Genomic DNA, 26,148 nt, shown 5'->3' on the forward strand with positions numbered 1-26,148 from the left:
GCGGTAAATCGTATCTATCTTTATACGTCTCTGTGGTCAAAAAACCTTTGACCCCGATGGGCGCAGTCACGATTATTCAGTTATGAATCTACCCCTGCGAATGCAAGCGCCTGCCGTCGCGCAACAGGGCTGCGACGTCCGCCGCCGGCATGGGCGGGCTGAACAAATAGCCCTGCATTTCGTCACATTTTAGCTCTCTCAAAAATTTTAGCTGCTCCAGGGTTTCCACACCTTCGGCAATGACGTTCAGCTTCAGGCTGTGACCTAACGCGATAATGGCGGCGACTATCGCGGCGTCTTCCGGATTGATCGAGAGGTCACACACGAACGATTGATCTATCTTCAAACCGTATAACGGAAAGTGCTTGAGATAATTTAAGGGATCTCTGATTTATTCATACTGAACCGCCAAGATGCCAAGAACGCCAAGATTTTTCCTTACAATTCAAGCTCTTTTCTTGGCGGCCTTGGCGCCTTGGCGGTTGGCGATATATTTTTCAGAGCTTCCTTTATTATTCGCCAATAGCGCCAGCGCTGCAGCAGCGCTGTTCGCCGTCAGCACCCGGTAACCGTCCTGATGGAGCAGTCGCACCAACGACGCAGTGATGTTTTCCTCGTCATCGACAAGCAGAATTGTTTTATTCATAGATGTACGTGACTCACTCAACCCAACATTAAGCAGCATATGGCATGCCAATGTATGGGCAGGCTTTTCACCATGGAGGACGCAGGGGAAAACAAACTATATTTAATCTTAGAACTTATCCATAAATAATTTACCGCAGAGGGCGCAGAGGAATCAAGAAGGATTTGTTTCTCCTCCGCGTCCTCCGCGGTGAAGCTTTTTCACCGCAAGGGACACAGGGGAACTATTTATGGATATGCTCTTATTCTTCTGCGCCCTCTGCGTTGACAGTTTTATCGGGCTCTAACGCGTACATCAGGCACGCGGCGCAGCGCTCTTGGCGGTGATACGCCAATCACGGCCTACCGCGCGGATTTCTGTAATCTCGAGCTCGATACGCTCCATCAACTTCTCGATGTCAGGTTGCAAATGAACAAGCCCGCGCGCGCTGTCGCCGAGCAGCGTGGGCGCCATGTAAATGACGATCTCATCAATCAGGCCGGCTTGGAGCAGGGCGCCGCTTAGGATGGGACCGGCTTCGACCAAAACCTCATTGATCTCGCGCTGCGCCGCTAAGTAGCTCAATACCGCAGCCAAGTCCACGTGGCTGCCCGCAGCGGGCAAGGTTACGAGCTTTGCACCCGCTTGCTGCAAGGGTTCCATTAGTTCGCGTTCCCGGCTGGCGGTAAACACCAAGGTCTCTCCGGGCTCCTTAAACAAACGAGCCTTAGGCGTGATGCGCAGGCGCGAGTCCAGCACTACGCGCAAGGGGTGGGTGGGGATCTCGACACCTAGCACTTCCGGTCTTACCGTAAGACGTGGATCGTCGGCCAGCACGGTGTTAATCCCCGTCATGATCGCGCCGCTCCGTGCGCGCCAACGCTGTACGTCGGCGCGCGCGGCCTCACCCGTGATCCACCTGCTTTCGCCTGTGGCGGTGGCGGTGCGGCCATCGAGCGTCATCGCAAGTTTGCAGCGCACATAAGGACGCTGTTTCCGCATGCGCATGATAAAACCGGGGTTTAATTTTTCGGCCTCGGATTCGAGCATGCCGGTTTCTACCCGTATTCCCGCACGCTTAAGTTGCTCCAAGCCCAGGCCCGCGATCCTGGGATTGGGATCTATCATCGCCACTACCACGCGGGCGACGCCGGCCTGAACCAGGGCATCCGTGCAGGGCGGCGTACGGCCGTGATGACAGCAAGGCTCCAGTGTCACATAAGCAGTCGCGCCGCGGGCGCCTTCACCGGCTTGTTGCAGAGCGTGGATCTCGGCGTGCGGTTCCCCGGCGCGCTCGTGCCAACCTTCGCCGACGATTTTGCCGTCACGCACCAGCACGCAACCGACACGCGGGTTGGGGTGAGTAGTATAAAGGCCGCGCGCCGCGAGTTGTAAGGCACGAGCCATGTACTCGTAATCCGCGCGGCTCATGCGTCCTTCTTGGGGGGGTCTACAGGCAGGGTCAGTTGTTTCTTGGCCTCGGGCGAGGGCTCACGCTCCAAGCGTTCGATCTCCTCGCGGAAGGCGTGCACATCTTCAAAGCTGCGGTACACCGAGGCGAAGCGCACATAGGCGACGTGATCGAGGGCGCGCAGCTCCTCCATCACCCACTCCCCCAGCAAGCGCGAAGGAATCTCCCGTTCCCCGCTGGCGCGCAGTTTGTGTTCGATGTGCTGAATAGCGGCTTCGATCTTGGCCATCGGCACCGGCCGCTTTTGCAAGGCGAGCAGCATACCTGCACGCAGTTTCTCCTCATCGAACGCCACCCGTTCACCGCCGCGCTTGATGATGTGTGGCATCGTCAATTGCGCGGACTCGAAGGTAGTGAAGCGCTCCCCGCAACTCAGACACTCGCGCCGTCTGCGTACCTGCTCGCCCTCATTAGCGAGGCGGGAATCTATGACCTTGGTGTCTTCAGCCCCGCAGAATGGACAGCGCATGACTTTCTCAGGGATTAGGGGCTAGGAGTTAAGGGTAGGGGCTAGGGAAAAGAAAAGCCTGCCCCCCAGTCCCTAGTTAGCATAAACAGGCAAGCGCCGGCAGATATCCAGTGCCTTTTGCTTCACCGCGGCAATGGTGGCGGCATTGTTCAGATCATCCAACACATCGCAAATCCAGCCCGCCAGGTTACGCGCGTCGTCTTCGTTGAAGCCGCGTGTAGTCATCGCCGGCGTGCCGATGCGGATGCCGCTGGTGACAAACGGCGATTGCGGATCATTCGGCACGGCGTTTTTATTGACCGTGATGTTGGCGGAACCCAGTGCCGCCTCGGCGTCTTTGCCGGTGAGACCCTTGTTCACCAGATCCACCAGGAACAGGTGATTGTCGGTGCCGCCGGAGACGACGTTATATCCGCGCTGCATCATCACCGCCGCCATGGCACGGGCGTTGGTCAGCACCTGTTGCTGATAGGTCTTGAACTCCGGGTCTAGCGCCTCCTTGAAGGCCACCGCCTTGGCGGCGATCACGTGCATCAGCGGTCCGCCCTGGATGCCGGGGAACACGATGGAGTTGAGCTTTTTTTCGATCTCGGGGTTGGCGCGCGCGAGGATCACGCCGCCGCGCGGCCCGCGCAGGGTTTTATGCGTCGTGGAGGTCGTCACATCCGCGATATTGACCGGGCTTGGGTAAATGCCCGCGGCAATCAAGCCTGCCGGATGCGCGATGTCTACAAATAGATACGCGCCGATCTTGTCGGCGATGGCGCGAAAACGCTGCCAGTCCACCACGCGCGAGTAGGCGCTGAACCCGGCCACCACCATTTTAGGCTTGTGTTCGAGCGCGAGCCTTTCGACCTGTTCGTAATCAATTTCGCCGGTTGCCGGATCAAGGCCGTATTGCACGGCGTTATAAATCTTGCCGGAAAAATTCACCTTGGCGCCGTGGGTGAGGTGGCCGCCGTGCGCGAGGCTCATACCGAGTATCGTGTCGCCGGGCTGGAGCAGCGCCATGTAGACCGCGGCGTTGGCCTGCGAGCCCGAGTGCGGCTGCACGTTGGCGTAATCCGCGCCGAACAATTGCTTGACGCGCTCGATCGCCAGACGCTCGGCCACATCCACATACTCGCAACCGCCGTAATAACGCTTGCCGGGGTAACCTTCGGCATATTTATTAGTCAATACCGAGCCCTGCGCCTCCAGCACCCGGGGGCTGGCGTAATTCTCCGAGGCGATCAGTTCGATGTGGTCTTCCTGACGCTTACTCTCCGCCTGCATCGCCGTCCATAACTCGTCATCGAAACCGGCGATCTTCATACTTTTTGCAAACATTTTTTCTCCCTGGACTGCGTGAATGGGCGTAGTGTATAAAAGGAGTGGTATTTTACACTGTATTGTTGCGCTTGACCGTGATACCCGGAGGACGCCATGAAAAAGCATCTAACTGATTGTTTTAACAACAGGATCCCTCTTTGGATATACACTACCATCATCATCCTGATACTCACCTGGTTTACCATGAGTCCCGAGATCATGCTGATGGCGGCGGTGGTCTGGTCGGTGTTGTATTGGCTGGTCGCCTATACCTGGTGCTTCCTCACGGCCAAACCGCCGGCCGATCAGCAACCAGACTAAGATATCCATAAATAATTTACCGCAGAGGACGCAGAGAAATACTCTTCTCAAGAAGAGTTTATTTCTCCTCCCCGCCCTCCGTGGTGAAGCCTTTTTATAGCAAGGGACACAGGGGAACTATTTATGGATATGTTATAAGAGAGAGCCCGGCGTATATGGGCCAGAAATTTTTCCGCATTGAGAAAACCGATTAGCCGGTATTCCGCGCGTTCCTTGCCGTCGGCGCCAAAAAACAAAATGGAGGGCGGGCCGATCAGGCCGAGCTGTTTAAGCAGCGCCTTATCTTGCTCGTCGTTGGCGGTCACATCGGCCCGCAGCAATGCCACGCCGCTCAGGGCCTGCTGCACCGCCGGGTCGGAGAAGGTAAATTTCTCCATTTCCTTACAGGCGACGCACCAGTCCGCGTAGAAATCGAGCATCACCGAGCGGCCCTGCTCGCCCGCGAGCGTAATCTCCCGTTGCAGTTGCTCCACCCCCTTAACGGGCTTGAAGGCCAGGGAGGCGTGCGGAGCGGCCTCTCCACTGCGCGCGGCCGTGAGGCCCTCCAGGGGCTGGAAGACATCCTTGCCGCCGCTCGCCGCGCCCACAATCAGCGCCGCACCATACACCAATAGCACAAACCCTGCGCCCTTCCACAGCCTGCGCCAGCCGGTGGCGTCGGGCGACATTCTGTCGAGCGCGCCCATAAAGATCGCACTCACGGTAAGCAAGCCACCCCATAACAACAAGGTCACGGCGGCGGGCAGAATGCGCTCCAGCATCCAGATCGCGACCGCCAGCAGCAGTACGCCGAACACGGCCTTGATGGTATTCATCCAGCCGCCCGCGGCGGGCAGCCACCGGCCGAGCGAGGTGCCGATCACTAACAGCGGGACACCCATACCCAGGCTCATGCTAAACAGCGCCATGCCGCCCAGCAGGGCGTCGCCCGATTGGCCAATGACAATCAGGGCGGCGGCAAGCGGCGCGGCCACGCACGGTCCCACAATCAACGCCGACAACAGACCCATCACCGCGACACCGATAAGCGTGCCGCCCTGCTGCCGGTTGCTGTGATGGCTAAGCCAGGTCTGCCAGCTCGCGGGAATCTGTATGTGATAAAGGCCGAACATCGAGAACGCCAGCACCACGAACACCGCGCTGAAGCTGCCCAGAATCCACGGATTTTGCGAGGCGGCCTGAAGGTTTTCTCCGAACCGCCCCGCGATCACGCCGAGCACGGTGTAGGTGAACGCCATCGCCAGCACATAGACCAGCGACAACACAAAGGCCTTGCGCGGGCTCTGCTCCGCGTGCTGACCGACGATGATGCCGGAGAGGATAGGAATCATCGGAAATACGCACGGCGTGAAGGCCAGCAAAAGGCCCAGCCCAAAGAAGGTGAGTAACGCCCACCCGATATGACCGCTCGTCAGCACCCGCGCCAGCCGGTCCTGCTCGGCCACGGCGGGCGGAGCGGCGGACGATAGCGCGGCAGCCGCAGCGGCGGGCAGATCCAGGGACACGGTCTTGGTCATGGGCGGATAACAAAAACCGGTCTCGGCGCAACCTTGATATTTGGCCTCGAGATGAATCTCCGCCGATGCTCCGGTGGTGCGCTGCAACGGAATAGCCACGGCCACCTGGTCGTGATACACCCAGGTCTTGCCCATAGTCTCATCGGTCTTGGGCTCGGCGGCCGGAAACTGCGGCGCGCCCAACTGCACATCGCCCATGTCGTTCACCAAACGAAAGGCGAATTTGTCGCGGTAGAGATAATAATCCTTGGCGATCTGCCAGCGTGCGACCAGCGTGTGGCCGTCCACCGCCTCGACGGTGAGCGCATAGGCCCGGTCGGGTTCGAGGAATGTATTTGCCGGGTTATTGAACCCGAGGCCCGCGCCGAGCTTGGCGCCGAGATTGTTCAGAAATTGGGATACCGGATGAGCGTCCGCAGCACCTTGCGACTGCACCGCCGGCAAGGTCAGCGTGAGCTTTTGCGTCTGCGGCGGATAACATACGCCCACATCGGCGCAGCCCTGCGAGACCGTCGCCAGCGCAATCTCCGTGACACCCGGATCGCTGCGGGTGATGGGAATATCCACGCTCACTTGATGACGGTAGATTTCCATCTCGCCGAAGAACTCATCGGTCTTTTTCTTGCCACGCGGAAAATTCGGCGCCCCCAGCGTCACGCCGGGTGTATCGGTCGTAAATTTGAAACGTTCACGGTAGAGGTAATAGCCGTCGGCGATGTCCCACTGCACGCGCAGCATCTGCGCGTCTTTCGTCTCGGCGCTGAGCTTAAAGGCCTGCTCAACAGGCAGCAACTCATCGGGATTCACGGCCGCTGCCAGACCGCCCCAGCCTGCAAGCACCACCCACAGCATGCCTATCCATGAACCTGCGGCCGAAGGCCGCACCGACTTCCCCTCTCCCCTTGGGAGAGGGTGGCCCGAAGGGCCGGGTGAAGAAGAGATCGCCCGGTTCATGGGCTCAATTCGCGGCAGCAGCATGGCCGGGCGGTCTTTCACTTTACGACTGAGTTTCACTACCGATCCACTCCAGGTAAGCAGTCAATCCGGCGCTGATAGGCACAGCGATAATTTCCGGCAGTTCATACGGGTGCATACCGCGCAGCACGGTTTCCAGCTCCGCATAGACCGCCACCGGCGATTTAATCATCAGCAACACTTCCGTGCCGTTCTCGCGCTTTCCCTTCCAATTATAAATCGACCGCAGACCGGGGACGATGTTGATGCAGGCGGCCAGGCGCTGGTCCAGCAGCGCATTGGCGATACGCTCCGCCGTCTCTTCATCCGGGCAGGTATTGAGCACGATGTGATAGGTCATTGGGTTTTTTCAGGGCGCCCTTCAAACCTTTCCAGCCACTTCGCCACCCGTTCCACCAGCGCCTGGTCGTGATTCATGAAATAGTGATTGGCCTCCGGGATTTGTTCCTGTTCATAATCCTTGTTGCCCGCCTTCTCCGCCGCCGCCAGCCGCTCGGGCGCCGAACCGGTCACGGTCTTTGCGTCCTGGCCGCCGTAAATATCCAATATCGGCAAGGTTAATTTGGCCAGCGCATTAGGCGTATACAGGCGCGGGTCGAGGGTATTGAGGGTGCCGCTCAACACCGGCGCATTCATGGCGATGCCGACAAAACCCGCGACGCCGTGCTTAGGCTCGCTCGCCAGGAAGACCGTGCCCATCGCGGCGCCCATGTCGTGACCGATCAGCACGATGCGACGGATGCCCTTGCCGCGCAAAAACTCGATACCGGCGCGGATGCGCTGCGGCGTTTCATCCATGATGGGACCGAAGGCCGTGAGCGGCGCATTCTGCGGCAGCAGCGGCATCTGCAACGAGAGCGTCGTCCAGCCGTGTTCGGGCAACACCCGTCGCAGCGGCGAGATCACATCCGGCCAGTCGGGATTGAGGCCCGCGTCGTGCATGAGTATCACACCGCCTTTGGGTTTCGCCGCCGGATTGTAGAGCGCGAGAAACTTGTCCGCTTTCACCTTCAGCCACACCGCCTCGCCTATCATCTGGCTATCGAGAATTTGATTCGCCCAGCGTTGTTCGCGCTGTTTGAAACTTGCTGCGCTATACGCCGCATACGCGAGCAGCGTGGCCGTCAAAGCGATCTGTACGATTCTATTCACGGGGCATATTCCTGTTAATCATCCCTTCGGATAGTGACTGGGATAAGGCGCTCGGGAGGCGCCCGAAGCGATGGCGGCGCGGGCTATGGCGGGAGGAAGCTGGGCAATCAGACGCATATCCAGAGGTTTCGGAATAATGTACTCGGGCCCGAACTCGAGCTTGTCGAGACGATAAGCGGCCAGCACCTCGGCGGGCGCCGGTGCGTGCGCAAGCGCCGCAAGCGCATGCACCGCCGCGATTTCCATCTCTTGGGTGATGCGCCGCGCCCGCACATCGAGCGCACCGCGGAAGATAAAGGGAAAACCCAACACGTTATTCACCTGATTGGGATAATCCGAGCGCCCGGTCGCCATGATTAAATCCGCGCGGGTTTTATGCGCCAACGCGGGGCTGATTTCCGGGTCGGGATTGGAAAGCGCGAACACGATGGGCCTCGGCGCCATCGCGGCGAGCATTTCCGGACTCACCAGATCAGGGCCGGAGACGCCGATAAACACATCCGCGCCGCGCATCGCATCGGCGAGCGAGCGTTCCGGGCAGACGCGTGCGAACTCGCGTTTATAGGGATTGAGATCACCGCGCCCGGCATGGATCACACCCTGACGATCCACCAGCAGCATCCGCGCAGGGTCAGCGCCCAGCGCCTGCAACAGGCGCATGGAAGAAATCCCCGCCGCACCCGCGCCGAGGCACACGATACGCGACTCGCCGAGAGTCTTGCCTTGCAACTCCAGGGCGTTCAGTAAACCCGCTGCGACGATGATGGCGGTGCCGTGCTGATCGTCGTGAAATACCGGAATGGCCAGGCGTTCGATCAGCGCCCGCTCGATCTCGAAACACTGCGGCGCCGCAATGTCTTCGAGATTGATCCCGCCGAACCCCGGCGCGATGCGTGTCACGGTGTCAATAAATTCTTGCGCTGTGGCCGCGTCCACCTCGATATCGAAGACATCAATATCGGCGAACTTTTTGAACAGCACCGCCTTGCCCTCCATCACCGGCTTACCGGCCAGGGCGCCGACCTTGCCGAGACCCAACACGGCGCTGCCGTCGGTGATCACCGCGACCAGATTACCCTTGGCGGTGTAACGGTAGGCGGCCTCGGGGTCGCGCGCGATCTCGCGCACCGGCTCGGCCACACCCGGCGTGTAGGCCAGCGCCAGATCATCCTGCGTGGCGCAAGGTTTGGTGATGGCGAGCGCGATTTTGCCGGGCGTCGGCCCGGCGTGATAATCCAACGCGGCTTTTTTTAAATCCAAAGACATGCTCAATCCTTAAAAATCCTCTCCGCAGAGGGCGCAGAGAATTCAAAGAACTTGATTCTCCTCCGCGTCCTCTGCGGTGAATTGTTTTTGTTATGACCCGCTAGTTTATCCTATTCCACTATCTTAATCAGGTCGCCGGATTGAGGTTCGCCGTCGGGATAGAGATGGTTGAGAAGTTGCAATTGTTCCAGGGCATGGCTGGGAATACGGCTGCGCTCGGAAAGATTCAGCAGCGGGAGATCGCCGTGCGCGCGGATCACCTTGAGGTGCAGCGGCTCGGCCAGGCGGCGCTCCTTGTCCGTCAAGGCGCGAAAGCTTTGCGCGGTCTTGATAAATTCTCCGTCGTAACGGTAGGGATCATTGGCGTCCTTGGTCACACCCGCGAACACATAGGCCTTGTCGCGGAAATACAGCACCGTGAAGCGCGCCAATCGCGGCCCCACTTGGGTGCGCGTCGTGGCGAGCGCGGTATAGCCCTCACCCCAGGGATACTCGAAGGTCTCGCCTTGTTGCAGGCGGCCGAGCTTGAGTTTGCGGAGCATGAATTGCCGCGGCGAGAGATCCTGGATAAGTTCCTCCGTCCCCATTTGCAGCACGGCATCGCCGCCCGGCGGCTGCGCGACCAACTGATTGGGCAGATTCTCCACCCTCCAACCCTCGGGGAAGGTGAGCGCAAAACCCAGTTCGCCGTGATAAAACTCATTGCCGCGGCGCACCCCTTCGCGGGCACTGTCGCCGAAGGTCAGTCCGTCCAAGTGCCGGATAAACTCCGCGCGATTGACGGTGCGGTCGCCTGAATTCTCCAGTTCGCCGGCCTGAGCGACCACCTGTTGCAAACGGGTGTCGTTATCGGGGTGGCTGGCGAACAGGCCGTGATACACGCGCGGTTGACGCCCCTGTTCCTGCGCCAACTGTCTTTCAAAAGTCTCCTGATTCTTGAGCACCGTCAGCACATCAATCACAGCCTGCGGATCATAACCGCTGCGCGCGATAAACCGCGCGCCCAACCGATCGGCCTCCAATTCGTGTTCGCGCCCGTAGCCGCTCAACACCGCGCCGCCCACTACATTAAAGAGCTGTTGCGCACCCTGGTTGCGCAACTGCGGGACAAAGATCGAACCCAGCAGATAGCCGAGGTTGGCCGCGGCCGATGCGGTTTGCTGGCGGGAGATATGGCGCGCGGTGACGTGGCCGATCTCATGACCCAGCACACCGGCGAGCTCCGCCTCGGAGTTGAGATAGGCGAGCAGACCGCGGGTGATAAAGATGTCGCCGCTCGGCAGGGTAAAGGCATTGACATCAGCCGAATCGAGTACGGTGAAACGGTAATCACGATTCGGCTCATCGCTGTGCTGCGCCACCCGCTCACCCACCTTCTGCACATAGGCTTGCAGTTGGCTGTCGTCGTAGTAGCCGAAGTGCTTGATGACCTCATCGGTGTCGTCGGCGCGGGCTGTGCCGGCGACGACACTGGCCAAGCCTATCATCAGCCATATCAGCAACAGGCGGGGAGAATGAGAGATTCGTGTCATAGTGCGTTGGACACTGGCCTCATAGAATAGTGCGGCGAAGAGGTTAAGAGTGAGGGGTAAGGAGTGAGGGGAAACAGTTTTTCCGCCCTCCTTACACCTCACGCCTCACAGCCTCAGCCCCTAATCCCCAGGCAGTCGTTGCAGGGCTACAGGGTGACGCACATGCAGCATCCAGCCGGACGACCTAGCCACCAGCCGCCCGCGCACCAGTACCTGTCCATGAAGCAAACTGCGGGGATCGCTTGCTCCGAAGTAAACAAGGTCGCGCCGGTCCACACGCACGCTGACATTACCGGCAAGCTTGAGCCATAGCGACTTGGCGCTCTCTTCCACCTCGATCACGCGGCCCCTGACGAGACGCACCCCTTCGGCGCCGGGCACGAGTTCCGTCGTGTCAGTCACCCGGTATTCGGCCCGCGCCCACAACCCGCGGCCCGCGTCACGCGCGTGTTGCTCCGCCGCGATGTAGCAACTCATGTTCCACACATTGGGAGGCACAATAAACAGCGTCGCCAAGCCGCGTTCCAACAACCAAACCTCCACGCTGCGGCCGTCTTGCAAAAAGAGATGGGCGAGCGAGCGTTGATAATGATCCCGGGGTTCCGCGTCGAGGCGCAAACCGATGGTTGTCTGATCGGCAAGCAGTTTACGCAGAGCCGCCGCCGCCTCTTCGGCGAGCGGCTCGGCGGGCCGGCCATCGCGGCTGAGTTCAGGGGTGTCTATGCCGATCAGCCGGAGTTTACGCCCGTCACTGAGCATGACGGTGTCGCCGTCATGGACATGCGCGACGTGGACGCGCTCATTGATCCGGTCGGCGCTACAGCTTGCCGCCTGCGCGAGCAGCGGCAGGACAGCGAGCAGGGCGGCGAAAAGCCACCGCAACGTGGAAAAAAAGTGTGTGCTGTTGGAAACTATTTTTTGAGGCCGTACTTCTGGCGGAACTTGTCCACCCGGCCACCGGTATCCAGGGTTTTGTGCTTGCCGGTATAAAAAGGATGACAACTGGAGCACACGTCGAGGTGCAGGTCTTTCTCGGCCGTAGAATGAGTTTTAAAGGTATTTCCGCAGCTACACGTGACGGTGATCTCGTTATAGGCGGGGTGAATGTCCGGCTTCATGATGAACCTCTCGACTAGCAAATCATATATTTTACCGGAGTGCGGGGGTTGCCCGCAAGCAAGAAACGGCTTAGAGCATATCCCATAAATGGTTCCCCTGTGTCCCTTGCGGTGAAAAGGCTTCACCGCAGAGGGCGCGGAGGGCGCGGAGGAGAAACAAACCCTTTTTGAGGGTATTCCTCTGCGTCCTCTGCGGTAACTTATTTATGGATAAATTCTTATCTACCTACGGACGGGCCGCGAAACTGGAGCACCGTGGCCTTGCGACGCAGATCCGCCTTTGGCTTGGCGTAGCGCAAGGTTTGGAGCGCCTCATGCAGGCCGCCTTCGCCCATCACCGAGTCCCACATCATGCTGGACAAACGGATACATGCCGCCAATGGGGTGGGCGCCCGTTCCCGCACCTGGTCTATGCGCCACTGCAAGCGGCGCAGCCTAGGTTGACGCTCTTTAATAGAGCACTCGATCACCCTGTCCACCAAATCGGAGCGTTGCCTTTCAAAGGCATGCGGGTCGGTATTGGCCAACTCGGACCAGGCGTCGAAATCAATGTCCCAATCGAATGCGGATTGCATAGAGTGCACGCTTATGTAGATGTACTATAATGCATACGATACTAGAAGAAGCGGCGCGTAGCCATTGTACTTTTGTCCAATATTTGCGGAAGATACTCCCTGGCACGATTGCTGCCAGTAAACCGCTATATATTTATCCCTTGGGAATTTCTATGGCAGTAAAACCCCCTATCCGCTCATTCAAGTACGACACGCTGGACATGGACGTCGAGTCCATAAAGCGTTCGCTCGCCAACCGGCTGGAATACTCCGCCGGCAAGGACCTCTACACCGCGACCCAGCGTGACTGGTTCAACGTGCTGGCCTATGCGGTGCGCGACCGCCTCATCGAACGCTGGATGGCGACCATGCGCACCTACTATGGCAAGGACGCCAAGCGCGTGTATTACCTGTCTCTGGAATTTCTCACCGGCCGCATGCTGGTCAACAGTCTGCTCAACCTGGGGATACTCGAAGAGTGTGAGCAGGCCCTGCACGATGTCGGCCTTAACCTGCACGACATCATTGATCTCGAACCGGAGCCCGCGCTCGGCAACGGCGGCCTCGGCCGTCTCGCCGCCTGCTTTCTCGATTCCATGGCGACGCTGGGTTTGCCGGGTTACGGCTACGGCATCCGTTATGAATACGGCATGTTCACCCAGCGCATCGAGAACGGCCAGCAGGTGGAGCACCCGGACAACTGGCTGCGTTACGGCAACCCCTGGGAGTTCGCCCGGCCGGAGATTCTCTATCCGGTCAACTTTTACGGACGGGTGATCGAATACGCCGACGACCACGGCCGCCTGCACCACCACTGGGTGGACGCCGAAGAGGTGCTGGCGATGGCCTACGACATGCCGGTGCCGGGCTATGGCGTCAACACCGTGAATAACCTACGCCTGTGGGCCAGCAAGGCTTCGCGCGACTTCGACCTCAAGTATTTCAACGACGGCAACTACATCAAGGCGGTCGAGGACAAAAACGCCTCGGAGATGCTCTCCAAGGTCCTCTATCCGGACGACACCACCTCGATGGGCCGCGAGCTGCGCCTCAAACAGGAATACTTTTTTGTATCCGCCGCATTGCAGGACATCGTATCGCGCTTCCACAAGACCCACGAGTCCATTGAAGATTTACCGGACCATGTAGCCATTCAGCTCAACGACACGCACCCCGCCATCGCCATTCCCGAATTGATGCGGCTGTTGATGGACAAGCACCACCTGGAGTGGAAACCCGCCTGGGACATCACGCAGCGCGTTTTCTCTTACACCAACCACACCCTGCTGCCGGAGGCGATGGAAAGCTGGCCGGTGCGCTTGATCGGAGCGGTGCTGCCGCGCCACCTGCAGATCATCTACGAGATCAACCAGCGCTTCATGAAGGACGTCGTACACCAATATCCCGGCGACTTCGATCTCATGCGGCGCATGTCCATCATTGATGAAGACAACGGCAGGCGCGTGCGCATGGCGCATCTCGCCATCGTCGGCAGCCACAAGGTCAACGGCGTGGCGGCCTTGCACACGCATCTGCTCAAGACCACGACCTTCGCCGATTTCGAGCGCTTTTTCCCCGGGCGCATCGTGAACAAGACCAACGGCATCACCCCGCGCCTGTGGCTTAATCAGGCCAATCGCGGGCTGGCGAGCCTGATTTCATCGCGCATCGGCAGCGGCTGGATCACCCGGCTTGATGAGCTGAAAAAACTGCAGCCGCTGGCGGAGGATGAGGACTTTAAAAATCAATTTCTGGCGGTAAAACGCACCAACAAACTGCATCTCATCGAGATCGTCAAGCATTACATGGGCATTAATCTCAACGTGGACTCGCTGTTCGACGTGCAGGTCAAACGCATCCATGAATATAAACGCCAGTTGCTCAACGTCCTGCATGTGGTGACGCTTTACAACCGCATCCGCAGCGGCGCCCACCCCGACGCCGTGCCGCGTACGGTTATGTTCGGCGGCAAGGCGGCGCCCGCCTATTTGACGGCCAAGCTCATTATCAAACTTATCAACGACGTGGCCGACGTCATCAACAACGACCCCACCGTGGAAGGCCGGCTCAAGGTGGTGTTCATCCCCAACTACAATGTCTCCACCGCGATGGACATCTTTCCCGCCGCGGAACTCTCACAGCAGATCTCCACGGCGGGCACCGAGGCCTCCGGCACCGGCAACATGAAATTCGCCCTCAACGGAGCGATCATCCTCGGCACCCTGGACGGCGCCAACGTGGAGATCCGCGAAGAGGTCGGGGAAAACAACATCTTTATCTTCGGCCACACCGCCGATGAAGTGAGAACAATCCGTTCCGAGGGTTACCGTCCGCGCGATTACTACGAAGCCAATGAAGAATTACGGCAGGTGCTGGATATGATCGGCTCGGGCTTTTTCTCGCCCGACCACGCCGATCTGTATAAGCCCATTATTGATAACCTGCTGCAGTACGATCACTATTTACTGCTGGCCGATTACGCCTCTTATATCGCCTGTCAGGGACGGGTGGATGCACTCTATCGGGATCAAGCGGAGTGGACGCGGCGGGCGATTCTCAATGTCGCGGGGATGGGAAAATTTTCCAGCGACCGCACCATCCGCGAATACGCCGAGGAGATCTGGGATGTGCAGCCGGTGGAAGTGAAGATAGAATAAAAAATGCAGGGCCGAATTCATTCGGCCTGCGTGCGAATGAATTCGCACCTACAGCGGATTTTTTTAACGCTTCATCGAATCGAAAAATTCGGCATTGGTCTTGGTCGCCTTCAGCCGTTCCAGCAGAAACTCCATCGCCGCGAGCTCGTCCATCGGATGCAGCAGCTTGCGGATGATCCACATCTTCTGCAACTCATCGGGTTTGGTAAGCAACTCCTCGCGGCGCGTGCCGGAGCGGTTGATGTTGATGGCGGGGTAGATACGTTTCTCGGCGATCTTGCGGTCGAGATGAACCTCCATATTGCCGGTGCCCTTGAATTCTTCATAGATCACGTCGTCCATGCGTGAACCGGTGTCAATCAGCGCGGTGGCGATGATGGTGAGCGAGCCGCCCTCCTCGATGTTGCGCGCCGCGCCGAAGAAGCGTTTGGGCCGCTGCAGGGCGTTGGCGTCCACACCGCCGGTCAACACCTTGCCGGAGGCCGGCACCACGGTATTGTAGGCGCGCGCCAGGCGGGTGACGGAATCGAGCAGAATGACAACGTCACGCTTGTGCTCCACCAGCCGCTTGGCCTTTTCGATCACCATCTCGGCGACCTGCACGTGACGGGTGGCGGGTTCATCGAAGGTGCTGGATACGACCTCGGCACGTACCGAACGCTGCATCTCGGTTACCTCTTCCGGCCGCTCGTCTATCAGCAGTACAATCAAATAGCACTCTGGATGGCTCGCGGCGATGGACTGGGCGATGTTTTGCAGCATCATGGTCTTGCCCGCCTTGGGGGGGGACACTACCAGTCCGCGCTGGCCTTTGCCGATGGGGGCGATCAGATCGATAACGCGCGCGGTGATATCCTCGGTGCTGCCGTTACCCTGCTCCAGGGTGAGGCGTTCATTGGCGAACAACGGGGTGAGATTTTCGAACAGTACCTTGTTCTTGGCGTTTTCCGGCGCCTCGAAATTGATCTCGCTCACCTTGAGCAGGGCGAAGTAGCGCTCCCCTTCCTTCGGCGGACGTATCTTGCCGGACACGGTGTCGCCGGTGCGCAGGTTGAAGCGCCGCACCTGGCTCGGGGAGACGTAGATGTCATCGGGTCCGGCGAGATAGGAGCTGTCGGCGGAGCGCAGGAAACCAAAACCGTCTTGCAGAATTTCCAGTACCCCATCGCCGAAAATATCCTCGCCCTTTTGGGCGTGGGCCTTGAGGACGGCGAAGATGACATCTTGCTTGCGCGAGCGGGCCATGCCCTCGACGCCCATGGACAGTGCGAGGTCTATGAGGTCGGCGGCGCTTTTTTGTTTGAGTTCAGTCAGGTTCATGTATGTGCAGTTTCCGAAGGTGAAGAAGTTGCTGTGTAAGGTAGGATTGTCCAGGCGGCTGCCTGGGATGAAGCGTATGCGTATCGGGGGAGCTGCCGACAAGGGCAGGATGTCACTTACGTTTTCGTATTATTGCCGTTACTTTATCACTCGCCGATTAAGGGGTCTAGTCTTTTGCTCACCTCAAAACCTATTTTGTGCATCGGCCAAAGACATATCATCTTACAAATTGGTATCAATAAAAGCAGTCAACTGGGATTTGGATAAGGCGCCCACCTTGGTCGCCTCGACGTTGCCGTCCTTAAACAGCATGAGGGTGGGTATGCCGCGAATACCGTAGCGCGGAGGGGTAGTCGGATTCTGGTCTATGTTGAGCTTGGCGACCTTGATTTTGCCCGCATATTCATCGGCGATCTCGTCCAATATCGGAGCAATCATCTTGCACGGCGCGCACCAATCCGCCCAGTAATCCACCAGCACCGGCTGGGGGGACTTCAACACGTCCGTCTCGAAGGTGGCATCGCTCACATGCAGGATGTTTTCACTCACACTATCTGCCTCAGTAGGGGTATTTGGATCTGTACTATGGAGGTTGCCGGGCTGTAATTCAAGTTTTGGACAGCACCCAGCAGTTACATTGTGACCTGATTTGACTACGTTTTTCAAGCCTATTTCTGTTATCCTGTTTATTCGATGAGCGAAACACATCTCACAGATATCGCCTTCAGCACCTTCGATTTGCCTCATTCCATAGCGCAAGGCATTGAAGACGCAGGCTTTTTGTACTGTACGCCGATCCAGGCCCAGACCCTGCCTTTGCTGCTTGCAGGCAAGGACGTCGCGGGGCGGGCGCAGACCGGCACCGGCAAGACCGCGGCCTTTTTAGTGGCCTTGCTCAATCACCTGCTTAAACACCCCGCCCATCCGCAACGTAAACCGAATCAGCCGCGCGCCCTGATTCTGGCGCCGACCCGGGAACTCGCCATCCAGATTCACAAAGACGCGCAAGTCCTGGTCTCTCACACGGGGCTCAGTCTGGGACTGATCTACGGCGGCACCGGCTACGAGACACAGCGCGCCTCGCTGGAACAAGGCGTAGACATCCTGATCGGAACGCCCGGCCGCATCATTGATTATTTCAAGCAGGGCGTGTTTGATCTCAAGGCCATCCAGGTCATGATACTGGACGAAGCGGACCGCATGTTCGATCTCGGCTTTATCAAGGACATACGCTTTCTGCTGCGCCGCATGCCGCCGCCTTCGAGCCGCCTGAGCATGCTGTTCTCGGCCACCTTGTCGCATCGCGTGAACGAGCTGGCTTATGAGCACATGAACAACCCGCAACTGGTCGAGGTCGAGACGGACACCGTCACCGCGGACAAGGTTACCCAGACAATTTATCACGTCGGCAAGGACGAGAAGATCGCCCTGCTGATCGGCCTGCTGCGCCACATGGACCCGAAACGCACCATCCTGTTCGTCAACACCAAGGCCGTCGCCCAGCGGGTGTGGAGTTATCTGGAGGGCAACGGCTTCAGCGCTGCGGTGTTGTCCGGCGACGTGCCGCAGAGCAAACGTCAGCGGCTGCTCGCAGACTTTCAACGCGGCGACCTGGCGATTCTGGTCGCCACCGATGTGGCGGCGCGCGGCTTGCACATCCCGGCGGTCAGCCATGTATTTAACTACGATCTGCCGCAGGACGGCGAAGACTACGTGCACCGCATCGGGCGCACCGCCCGCGCCGGGGCGAGCGGCGATGCGATCAGCTTCGCCTGCGAGGAGTACGCCTTTTCCCTGCCCGACATCGAGGAATACACCGGCCACAAGATCCGCGTCGCCCGCGTGACCGACGAGATGCTCGCCAAGCCCCTGCCGCCGGTCAAAATCGAGCGCAGCGAGTTTGTCCAGAACAGAAAGCCGACTAAACCCTCACGCCCGCGGCGCGGCGCAGGCGACCAAAAAGGCCGCAGTCACGGTTCCAGCCGCGGACGGTGATAAAATACCGTAGCGCTTTGTCCCCTGGGGTGAAAAAGCTTCACCGCAGAGGAGTAACAAATCTTTTTAAGAGTACCACTCTGCGCCCTCTGCGGTAAATTATTTGCGGATAAGTCCTTAGTAACTATAATACTCGCTACTCGCAACCAGCCACTCGTTACTGGAGTCAGTATGGCCTGCATCATTTCCCCCGACGGTAAAGAAACGCGCGAGCTTCCCGCCATACAAGCACGCCTGTCTGACATCGGCATCACCCTGAGAAGCTGGCCGGCGCCCGCCGACGCACGCGCGCAGTCCCTGTTGAACAAGCCCGCGCTCGATGACGCCGAAAAGGAAGAGCTGCTCGCCGCCGTGGATCATCGCTTTCAGGAACTGAAACGGGAAGCCGGCTATACCACGCGTGACATGATTGTGCTGCACGAGGACATTCCGGGTCTCGCCGAGATGCTCGGCAAGTTCGACAAGGTGCATTATCACACCGATGATGAGGTGCGCTACATCCTGGCAGGCAAGGGTTATTTCGGATTCGTGGACAGCGACGGCGGACAATTCATGCTGGAGGTCAGCGCCGGCGACTACATCGCCGTCCCGGCCAACACCGAACACTGGTTCACCCTGGGCGATTCACCGCGCATCAAGGCAGTACGCTACTTCATAGACACCAGCGGCTGGACACCGGTGTATACGCAAAGACCCGTAGCAAGTTTCGAGTAGCAGGGCCGAATTCATTCGGCCTTGTGTACTTTTTGTAAATGATCCAGGTCACCTACCGTTTCCCTGCCTCTGTGGACGCCGCCAAGCAGGCGCAGGTCATCGCCATCGGCCAGACCGTGGGGACATGGGGTGCGTCATTCTCCCACCGTGAGCAACAACTGCACAGTCACCTCGCCGAAGTGGTCGAGGTCATCGCGCAGACCGACGGTTCATCGCTCGCGCGCATCGCCTTCCCGGCCGCCAACACCGAAGGCGACATCGGCACCCTGCTCACCATGATCTTCGGCAAATACAGTTTGAGCGGCCCCGCGCGCGTCGTGCATGTAAAATTACCCAATGACTATGGCACACGCCCGAAATTCGGCCTACAGGGTTTACGCAAGCGCACTCAAATCTTTGACCGCCCGCTGGTCATGGCCATCTTCAAACCCGCGTTAGGACTTACCGCAGGAGATCATGCCGCATTGCTGCGTGAAGTCGCATTGGCCGGTCTCGATCTCATCAAGGACGATGAAATATTGGGCAACCTTCCCGGCTGTCCTACTCTCGAACGGGTGCGCGCATGCCGCGCCGTGATAGATGAGGTAAAACAAACCACCGGCCGTGAAATTCTTTACGCCGTCAACGTCACCGGCCGCGCAGATCGGCTCAACGGGTTCGCCCGGCAACTCGTGCAGCAAGGCGCCAACGCCTTGCTGTTTAACGTCCTGAGTTACGGTTATTCCTCGCTGGAGGCGCTTGCTGCGGACCCCGAACTCAACGTGCCGATCTTCGCCCACCCCGCGCTGTCCGGCGCCCTGGGCGGACCTAGCGACGGCAGCGGCGATTACGGTATAGACTACAGCGTCACGCTGGGCACGCTGATGCGCCACGCCGGCGCCGATGCAGTATTGTATCCCGCGCATTACGGTTCTCTGCCCTTCAGCGCTGCCGCCGAATTCCGTATCCGCGATATTTTACGCAGCGAAGCTGGCCGTCCTGCCCTGATGCCCGTGCCCTCGGCGGGTGTCAACGCGAACGTCGTGCCGCGCATCCTGCAAGACTACGGCAACGACGTGGTGCTCAACGCCGGTTCGGCCATCTTCGATCATCCGCAAGGTCCGGCGGAGGGGGTGCGTGCGATGTTCGCGGCCATGCACAGCGCAGGTTATGGCTAGTACACTGGATGACCTCACCCCGCGCGCGGCGCTCATCGAGATCGCACGCGACTTTCATGCGCGCGGCTGGATGGCGGGCACCGCGGGCAACCTCAGCGCACGCGAAGACGATGGCGGCTTTTGGATCACCGCCAGCGGCAAACCCAAAGGCCGCTTGGAGGAAAACGACTTCCTGTTAGTGAGTATCGCCGACGGCAAGGTCATCGAGCACAGCGGCAACGTCAAACCGTCCGCGGAGACCGCCATACACCGCAGCCTGTATCAGTGTTTTCCGGAGGCGCGCGTCTGTCTGCATGTCCACAGCGTGGACGCCTGTCTCGCTGCAGCGCGTTCTCCCGCCAATGCCGACTCATTGCCCTTGCCGCCCCTGGAAATGCTCAAGGGTCTGGGTGTTTGGGACGAGCATCCGCAGGTGAGTCTGCCGCTGTTTGAAAATTTTCTCGATGTCGGCAGGATCGCCGATGCGATAACGGCGCGCTTCCAGCAATCGTCGCCGCAATTACCCGCCCTGATGGTGCGCGGCCACGGCATCACCGTGTGGGGCGGCAACTTGCAGGAGGCGTACAATAAGGTCGAGGTCATGGAATTCATCATGAGTTATCTGGCACGAGGTTAACCGTGCGAATGAATTCGCACCTACAACAGAATATATTCGCCCGCATTCTTGTAGGGCCGAATTCATTCGGCCGTTTTTGCGGGTGCGCCGAATTTATTCGGCGCGATCATAAATATGCCCTATGACGATTTGCGTAAAGGCCGGTTTTCCGGTGCGGGTTTGGCCTATTGCATCACCACCGTAACAATGGACCGCGCCAAGCTGTTCAGCGATATGCCATGCGGCAGACTCGTAGTAACTGAAATGCGACGCTTGCACGATGACGGTCTTCTGCAATCTCTTGCATGGGTGCTCATGCCAGACCATCTACATTGGCTATTTCAATTGGGAGATGTTGCAGACCTCTCAGCCGCCATGAAACTGTTTAAGGCACGCTCGGCCCGGTCACTAAACCACCATTTGCACAGAACGGCCTCGATTTGGCAGAAAGCGTATTATGATCATGCACTGCGCCGCGATGAAGACTTGCCTAAGCTTGCACGTTATATTATCGAGAACCCTTTACGCGCCGGTCTAGTTTCAGATATCGGTGAATATTCGCTTTGGGACACGGCTTGGCTGTAGGGCTGAATTCAGCCGGTCGTGTTTGGGAATAATGCGAATGAATTCGCACCTACTATTATGAACATCCTACTCGCCAACCCCAGAGGCTTCTGCGCCGGCGTCAGCCGCGCGATAGACATCGTCGAGCGCGCCCTTGATATATTCGGTGCGCCGATCTATGTGCGCCATGAAGTCGTGCACAACAAATTCGTGGTCGAGGGGCTGCGCGCGCGCGGCGCGGTTTTTGTGGATGAACTGCACGAGGTCCCCGACGACGGCCGAGTCATCTTCAGCGCCCACGGCATCTCGCGCGCGGTGCGTGAAGAGGCGACGCGGCGCGGCCTCAAGGTGTTCGACGCCACCTGCCCGCTGGTCACCAAGGTGCACATGGAGGTGCTGGGCCATTACCGCGAAGGGCGCGAATGTATTTTAATCGGCCACGCCGGCCATCCCGAAGTGGAAGGCACGCTCGGACAATACAACAAGCCCGAAGAATTGGGCCGGATGCACCTGGTGGAGACGGTTGAGGATGTCGAAAAACTTCAGGTCAAAAACCCCGATGCGCTCGCCTTCGTCACCCAGACCACACTCTCCATGGACGACACCGCGCGGGTAATAGACGCCCTGCGTGCACGCTTCCCCACTATCCTCGGCCCCAAGAAAGACGACATCTGCTACGCCACCCAAAACCGCCAGGACGCGGTCAAGGAACTCGCCCAACGCTGCGACGTGGTGCTGGTGGTCGGCTCGCCCAACAGCTCCAACTCCAACCGCCTCAAGGAACTCTCCGACAAACTCGGCACACCCGCCTATCTGATAGACAGCGCGGACGACATCCGCCGCGAGTGGTTAAATGGTAAAACGTCGGTAGGTGTAACGGCAGGCGCCTCGGCGCCGGAAGAACTGGTCGCCGAGGTCATCACCCGGCTTAAAGAATGGGGCGGCTCAACCGCCGAAGAGATGTCGGGCAGGCGCGAGAACGTGGTGTTTCCGTTGCCGAAGGAATTACAGAGTTACTGAGGAACGGCGACGGTGCGTTCCTTGCCCATGCCGTTGTCCTTAATCACCGTTCCCTGAAACTTGGCGAGTGACATCAAGCCCATGCCCAGCACAATGAGGGTGATAAGCACCTCGATCAGGCTGACTCCTCTTTGATAGTTTTTTGAAAGGCGCATGACGATCACTTTAGCTGGTCTATCCAGCCTCCCGACAAACGACTGAAACCGCCGGTCTGCTGACCAGCCCTTAACAGGACATCGGCGTCATAGACCGAGTTGAAAGTTCCGTTGACCTGCTCGATGTTATGGTCCGAAATCAACGATCCCAAAGACAGGGGTGGGCTTGGTCTGCCCGCCATTAGGGTTACGGGTGGTGCTAAAGTCCGTATCAGTGTATGACACGCCTTGCGGGGGAGGTGGGTTGTCATAACCAGCCTCTGAAAAACGGCATATCGCTGGTTATGTTATCGGGCTGGCAGGAGCGGCCTGAATGCCGTTCGTCGGCGATAAGCTACCGCCAGTCGGGTGGTGAAACGGCCGATGAAAGCCACTGGGAAGGGGGTAACAGGCCGCCGGGGAGGCGCCCGTGGCGTGTGTATTAGCGACTAGGGTCGGATGCGCTGATGAAGGTTGTGAGGCAGACTCGTGTGTCATATGTTGATGATGTTAAGGGTAGGGTACAGTCTGGAGGGGTAATGCCATCCCGGTCGGGCCAGGTGACGCTAACGACGACCTCCTTAAGGTCTGGAATTGGCGACGGGAAGCCCGGCGGTGTCGATGGGGCTGTTGTTGTAGGTAAGGAATTGTGGGTCAGGGGATAATACAAATTCCTGACACCCCAACTCCGAGTGTATTGCACGTTGGAATTAAGTACAGCAACCGTTCCTGTTACCGTTCGTGCTACTAGTCCGCCCTGATTGTTCCCTATCGCCGTATAGTCAACAAGTGAAAGCGGGTTCGGGCTAGGCGGCTCAAGCGCGGCGTAGTTGCGCAAATCTTCAATCTTTTGTTGAGCCAAATAAACGGCTATAGAGCGCTCTTTGGCCAGGCTGCTGTCCTTTGTAACGGCGCCTTGAAACATGGCCAGGGAAATAAGACCCATACCCAAAACGATTAAGGTGATGAGCACTTCCAGCAGGCTGAATCCCTTATTTTTGCGCAGGCCAGGCATAATCTCTTGGCTAGTCGAGACTGTCGAGCCAGCCATTGCCAAGCTTGCCGAAGCCGCCGGTTTGATGACTTACATTATTGAGTACGTTGGCGTCATAGATCGCCTGGAAGTTTCCGGTGATATTCAAAGTACCCCCATCAGCGACTAATGCCCCAAACAGGGTGTTACTACCATTCAGCGATATGCTCCCTCCTCTGACATAGATCAGGCCATAAAACTCAGCGCCGCCATTCATCTGCAAGGTATTGCCGTCCACCACGACCAGATAAGGGCTAGTGGGACTGCCAACCACCGTGTTTGAGTTGATCGTGCATCCCCCTGTTACCCAATACAGCCCGGGCGGATTCGCGGGCGTCCCAAGATCCCCACAATTGGAGACAATGTTGGCCCTGCGTCTGATTGTATTGAACTGGTTATCCGGCATGCCAAAAACATAGTCAAACATGTCATCATCTGGGTCTGTATGGGAGCTACAGAGACCTGTAGGTGAACCGGGATAGCTGGGGGGGTTCCCGGTGGACGTCGTACCGGGGAAGGGCGTGCAGACGGTTGTGGCAGTGTAGACAGTTGTGCCAGTGGGAGAGGTGTAAGTTGATACGTTGTAGCTCGACACACGCGAGCCAACCAGGACGTCACGCCACGTCATGTTACGATTATTGTAGGAATAAGAATACGGGGGCGGTCTTACTGTGTTACTTAAAGTTGTTGGAAAGTTACTTGAAGTAGACAACTCATAACCGCTACAGGCATTGTTGGGCACGTGAGGGATGTTCCGACAAGTTGCGGCGCTACCTCCCATCGGCACTTCGTCAGGTAGTCCACCAGCGGTATTTTCACGCACCCAAATAGATAATGGCGTACCGGTCGTAACTGTGGTAGTGGTGGTGTTGCCCGTAGTAAGCCGTTGTGTGACTGTGGCCGTGAAAGATGCCGTAGTGGTACCAGCAGGGTAGTTATTTCCACTATTCCGAGTGGCATTAAAAGCCGTGCCCGGTGGCGTGAGGGTGAAGCCTTCCGGTAAGCTTGGATCATAGGTGCCAATAGCCACTAAGGGATTGTTGGGGGGTGTTGGTAGTGCTGGAAGGCTTAGAACCCCAACCGGGTTTCCCCATATATTCATACTGCCAGTGTTCCCAATTGTACCCGCCGTCGTGATAGTCGCATCTGGTATATGTGCCAACACTGGATAAGATCGCACGATTTGACGTGCCACGGCCCGTCCCGCGAAGGGGTCAGCGGCGCCGCCTGGCGGGACAACGGGAGTGGCTTGCGCGACCACAATTACAGTAGGGTTCACGGCCGGCGCCGGCGTGGCGGTTGTGCACCCGCCAAAACAGGGCGTCAAATAGTGGAGCGTATAGGTATAGGCAGAGTTGGTTTGTTGAATCAGGTTAGCGGGGGGCACGGTGTATCTTAACCAACTGCCGGGGGCTGGTGCTGTTGCATTGTAGATATTAGTGCCATTTCCACAAGGCAACATCGTATCGGCGGGGGTACAAGCTGTCCATATGGCTGGGGAACCTGCATTCACCCAGCCGCCAGGGGCTGTCGAAATGATCTCGGAAATATTGGACTCCAGATAACTAATCCCATACTCCACCCCGGCTTGGGCCACCTCAAATGCGGTATTAGAGCGCATGTGGTTCGCCGAAGTCCTTTGCTCATCAACGCCTATCCGGGCGGCGCTGAAAACCGTAATGGTGATGGCCAACAATAGAATGATCGCTACAATTAAGGTAGCGGCTCCCGTTTGTTTGAACAACTTTTTATTACTAGAATACATTGCGTTCAATACAGGGCTTCTATGGGAAATAATAAGCGTCATTCTGCACCCTTACCATTTCTGTAATCGTGCGTTTAATGTTCGGATCGTTTACCAACTCACCAGTAAGGGTAATCGTCACGCCACGTATATAACGAAAGGCACCGGATATGGTTGTGTTCCGGATCCCTGGAGGGGGATAGGGCACGAAGCTAAAGTTAAGGGCAGTAATATTTACTGTGTTTCCATCTGTGATTGATTTCCAGTTACCAGTGGTGGAAGAACATACAGTAGATGGGCTACTAGCACCGTAGCGCCACTGGATAGCACCAGACAGTAGCCGGAAACCAGACCTGTCCTCAGTTTCCACGAGTGCTACTTTACCTGGGGGGGGAGGACTAGCACTAGAGTAGTTGCCATTTTTATCATAGGAGAAGGTAATGCAGCTCCCAGTAATAGACAGATTATCTTGATCCTGAGGAGACTGCTTTGAAGCATAGGGATTCTGGTCTGAGGCAGATATCAACGCCACGTTGGCGTCCCCTCTATATCCCGCCCGGCGAATATCACGCACCATGAGATCCATCGCTACGCGCAACTCCTGGTTGAGGCGAGTCATCCTTAAATTGTCGGTGTAACTTTTAATGGTGCTGGAAAATATGCTGATGACACCCGCTACAACTATCAGCCCGACCACGATCGAGATCATCAACTCGACGAGGCTAAAACCGGTGAGCTTGCCAAATCTTCCTGGTAGGCGCTTCATGGTGGGCATGCGGGATAACCTGATAAAGGAGGTGAGCTTGGGGAACACAATATGATGCGCCCTTGCGGGCTGAGCTTTACGTCAATCCCGCCACTTGTTGAACTAAAGCTGACAGTGCCTCCTGCCAACGTGCTCCCA

28 protein-coding genes are annotated in these 26,148 nt (G+C 58.0%); 8 read left to right on the forward strand and 20 right to left on the reverse strand.

The genetic code is table 11. The features are described from left to right. Window positions 1–88: 88 nt before the first annotated feature. From HY028_00135 to HY028_00155, 5 genes are all read right to left on the reverse strand, one after another. A complete protein-coding gene (locus HY028_00135) occupies window positions 89–391 on the reverse strand; it encodes an EAL domain-containing protein (GenBank protein ID MBI3343289.1) in 303 nt (100 codons plus the stop codon). Between the two features lie 54 nt (window positions 392–445). Beyond that, the gene (locus tag HY028_00140; protein MBI3343290.1) at window positions 446–646 is read right to left on the reverse strand and encodes a hypothetical protein; all 201 of its coding nucleotides are present in this window, start codon (window positions 644–646) and stop codon (window positions 446–448) included. Between the two features lie 294 nt (window positions 647–940). Further along, window positions 941–2,032 carry a bifunctional diaminohydroxyphosphoribosylaminopyrimidine deaminase/5-amino-6-(5-phosphoribosylamino)uracil reductase RibD gene (gene ribD, locus HY028_00145; protein ID MBI3343291.1) on the reverse strand — a complete coding sequence of 364 codons (1,092 nt, stop codon included), beginning with the start codon at window positions 2,030–2,032 and terminating at the stop codon, window positions 941–943. Window positions 2,033–2,052: 20 nt separating this feature from the next. Continuing rightward, window positions 2,053–2,565 (reverse strand): transcriptional repressor NrdR, encoded by a 513-nt coding sequence (gene nrdR, locus HY028_00150; protein ID MBI3343292.1) that lies wholly within the window; start codon window positions 2,563–2,565, stop codon window positions 2,053–2,055. A 72-nt stretch (window positions 2,566–2,637) separates the two neighbouring features. Next, a complete protein-coding gene (locus tag HY028_00155) occupies window positions 2,638–3,894 on the reverse strand; it encodes a serine hydroxymethyltransferase (protein ID MBI3343293.1) in 1,257 nt (418 codons plus the stop codon). A 96-nt stretch (window positions 3,895–3,990) separates the two neighbouring features. Here HY028_00155 and HY028_00160 point away from each other — a divergent pair, with 96 nt between their 5' ends. Continuing rightward, the gene (locus tag HY028_00160; GenBank protein MBI3343294.1) at window positions 3,991–4,197 is read left to right on the forward strand and encodes a hypothetical protein; all 207 of its coding nucleotides are present in this window, start codon (window positions 3,991–3,993) and stop codon (window positions 4,195–4,197) included. Between the two features lie 47 nt (window positions 4,198–4,244). On the opposite strand, the gene dsbD is transcribed toward HY028_00160, so the two are convergent. From dsbD to HY028_00200, 8 genes are all read right to left on the reverse strand, one after another. Further along, window positions 4,245–6,566, reverse strand: a complete 2,322-nt coding sequence (gene dsbD / locus HY028_00165) for a protein-disulfide reductase DsbD (protein MBI3343295.1) — start codon at window positions 6,564–6,566, stop codon at window positions 4,245–4,247. Between the two features lie 145 nt (window positions 6,567–6,711). Next, entirely contained in the window at window positions 6,712–7,029 is a 318-nt protein-coding gene (locus tag HY028_00170; GenBank protein ID MBI3343296.1) for a divalent-cation tolerance protein CutA, read from the reverse strand. Then, on the reverse strand, window positions 7,026–7,841 hold the full coding sequence (locus HY028_00175; protein MBI3343297.1) for a DUF3530 family protein: 816 nt from the start codon (window positions 7,839–7,841) through the stop codon (window positions 7,026–7,028). Before HY028_00175 ends, HY028_00170 begins: the two co-directional genes overlap by 4 nt. Window positions 7,842–7,859: 18 nt before the next feature. Further along, complete coding sequence (locus HY028_00180) at window positions 7,860–9,107, reverse strand: malate dehydrogenase (protein ID MBI3343298.1); 1,248 nt, start codon at window positions 9,105–9,107, stop codon at window positions 7,860–7,862. Window positions 9,108–9,217: 110 nt separating this feature from the next. Then, the gene (locus tag HY028_00185) at window positions 9,218–10,594 is read right to left on the reverse strand and encodes a M48 family metalloprotease (protein MBI3343299.1); all 1,377 of its coding nucleotides are present in this window, start codon (window positions 10,592–10,594) and stop codon (window positions 9,218–9,220) included. Window positions 10,595–10,759: 165 nt separating this feature from the next. Next, window positions 10,760–11,521 carry a thermonuclease family protein gene (locus tag HY028_00190; GenBank protein ID MBI3343300.1) on the reverse strand — a complete coding sequence of 254 codons (762 nt, stop codon included), beginning with the start codon at window positions 11,519–11,521 and terminating at the stop codon, window positions 10,760–10,762. Between the two features lie 29 nt (window positions 11,522–11,550). After that, on the reverse strand, window positions 11,551–11,757 hold the full coding sequence (gene rpmE / locus HY028_00195; protein ID MBI3343301.1) for a 50S ribosomal protein L31: 207 nt from the start codon (window positions 11,755–11,757) through the stop codon (window positions 11,551–11,553). Between the two features lie 218 nt (window positions 11,758–11,975). Then, window positions 11,976–12,332 (reverse strand): DUF3135 domain-containing protein, encoded by a 357-nt coding sequence (locus HY028_00200; protein MBI3343302.1) that lies wholly within the window; start codon window positions 12,330–12,332, stop codon window positions 11,976–11,978. Between the two features lie 200 nt (window positions 12,333–12,532). Between HY028_00200 and HY028_00205 the strand changes: the two genes are divergently transcribed. Then, on the forward strand, window positions 12,533–14,968 hold the full coding sequence (locus HY028_00205) for a glycogen/starch/alpha-glucan phosphorylase (GenBank protein ID MBI3343303.1): 2,436 nt from the start codon (window positions 12,533–12,535) through the stop codon (window positions 14,966–14,968). 63 nt (window positions 14,969–15,031) lie between these two features. Here HY028_00205 and rho read toward each other — a convergent pair whose 3' ends face one another. Both rho and trxA read right to left on the reverse strand, forming a co-directional pair. Next, window positions 15,032–16,288: a transcription termination factor Rho gene (gene rho / locus HY028_00210; GenBank protein ID MBI3343304.1), complete on the reverse strand. Its 1,257-nt coding sequence runs from the start codon at window positions 16,286–16,288 to the stop codon at window positions 15,032–15,034. A 222-nt stretch (window positions 16,289–16,510) separates the two neighbouring features. After that, entirely contained in the window at window positions 16,511–16,837 is a 327-nt protein-coding gene (trxA, locus tag HY028_00215; protein MBI3343305.1) for a thioredoxin TrxA, read from the reverse strand. Between the two features lie 144 nt (window positions 16,838–16,981). Here trxA and rhlB point away from each other — a divergent pair, with 144 nt between their 5' ends. From rhlB to ispH, 6 genes are all read left to right on the forward strand, one after another. Then, window positions 16,982–18,283 carry an ATP-dependent RNA helicase RhlB gene (gene rhlB, locus HY028_00220; protein MBI3343306.1) on the forward strand — a complete coding sequence of 434 codons (1,302 nt, stop codon included), beginning with the start codon at window positions 16,982–16,984 and terminating at the stop codon, window positions 18,281–18,283. A 171-nt stretch (window positions 18,284–18,454) separates the two neighbouring features. Next, window positions 18,455–18,997 carry a cupin domain-containing protein gene (locus HY028_00225; protein ID MBI3343307.1) on the forward strand — a complete coding sequence of 181 codons (543 nt, stop codon included), beginning with the start codon at window positions 18,455–18,457 and terminating at the stop codon, window positions 18,995–18,997. Between the two features lie 38 nt (window positions 18,998–19,035). Then, window positions 19,036–20,154, forward strand: coding sequence for a 2,3-diketo-5-methylthiopentyl-1-phosphate enolase (locus HY028_00230; protein ID MBI3343308.1), 1,119 nt, complete (start codon window positions 19,036–19,038; stop codon window positions 20,152–20,154). Continuing rightward, a complete protein-coding gene (mtnB, locus tag HY028_00235) occupies window positions 20,147–20,770 on the forward strand; it encodes a methylthioribulose 1-phosphate dehydratase (GenBank protein MBI3343309.1) in 624 nt (207 codons plus the stop codon). Before HY028_00230 ends, mtnB begins: the two co-directional genes overlap by 8 nt. 114 nt (window positions 20,771–20,884) lie before the next feature. After that, on the forward strand, window positions 20,885–21,334 hold the full coding sequence (locus tag HY028_00240; protein ID MBI3343310.1) for a transposase: 450 nt from the start codon (window positions 20,885–20,887) through the stop codon (window positions 21,332–21,334). Between the two features lie 57 nt (window positions 21,335–21,391). After that, the gene (gene ispH / locus HY028_00245) at window positions 21,392–22,333 is read left to right on the forward strand and encodes a 4-hydroxy-3-methylbut-2-enyl diphosphate reductase (GenBank protein MBI3343311.1); all 942 of its coding nucleotides are present in this window, start codon (window positions 21,392–21,394) and stop codon (window positions 22,331–22,333) included. Here the strand turns inward: ispH and HY028_00250 are convergent. The 5 genes from HY028_00250 to HY028_00270 all read right to left on the reverse strand — a co-directional run bounded on the left by HY028_00250 (window position 22,327) and on the right by HY028_00270 (window position 26,019). Next, the gene (locus HY028_00250) at window positions 22,327–22,488 is read right to left on the reverse strand and encodes a prepilin-type N-terminal cleavage/methylation domain-containing protein (GenBank protein ID MBI3343312.1); all 162 of its coding nucleotides are present in this window, start codon (window positions 22,486–22,488) and stop codon (window positions 22,327–22,329) included. The two genes, ispH and HY028_00250, sit on opposite strands and share 7 nt — an antisense overlap. A 5-nt stretch (window positions 22,489–22,493) precedes the next feature. Continuing rightward, a complete protein-coding gene (locus tag HY028_00255; GenBank protein ID MBI3343313.1) occupies window positions 22,494–22,640 on the reverse strand; it encodes a hypothetical protein in 147 nt (48 codons plus the stop codon). 269 nt (window positions 22,641–22,909) lie between these two features. Then, window positions 22,910–23,482, reverse strand: a complete 573-nt coding sequence (locus tag HY028_00260; protein MBI3343314.1) for a prepilin-type N-terminal cleavage/methylation domain-containing protein — start codon at window positions 23,480–23,482, stop codon at window positions 22,910–22,912. Window positions 23,483–23,492: 10 nt separating this feature from the next. After that, window positions 23,493–25,265, reverse strand: coding sequence for a hypothetical protein (locus HY028_00265; GenBank protein MBI3343315.1), 1,773 nt, complete (start codon window positions 25,263–25,265; stop codon window positions 23,493–23,495). Between the two features lie 19 nt (window positions 25,266–25,284). After that, window positions 25,285–26,019, reverse strand: a complete 735-nt coding sequence (locus HY028_00270) for a prepilin-type N-terminal cleavage/methylation domain-containing protein (GenBank protein MBI3343316.1) — start codon at window positions 26,017–26,019, stop codon at window positions 25,285–25,287. Window positions 26,020–26,148: the final 129 nt, after the last annotated feature.

It is taken from the genome of Gammaproteobacteria bacterium (assembly GCA_016195665.1).
GTDB lineage: Bacteria > Pseudomonadota > Gammaproteobacteria > SURF-13 > SURF-13 > JACPZD01.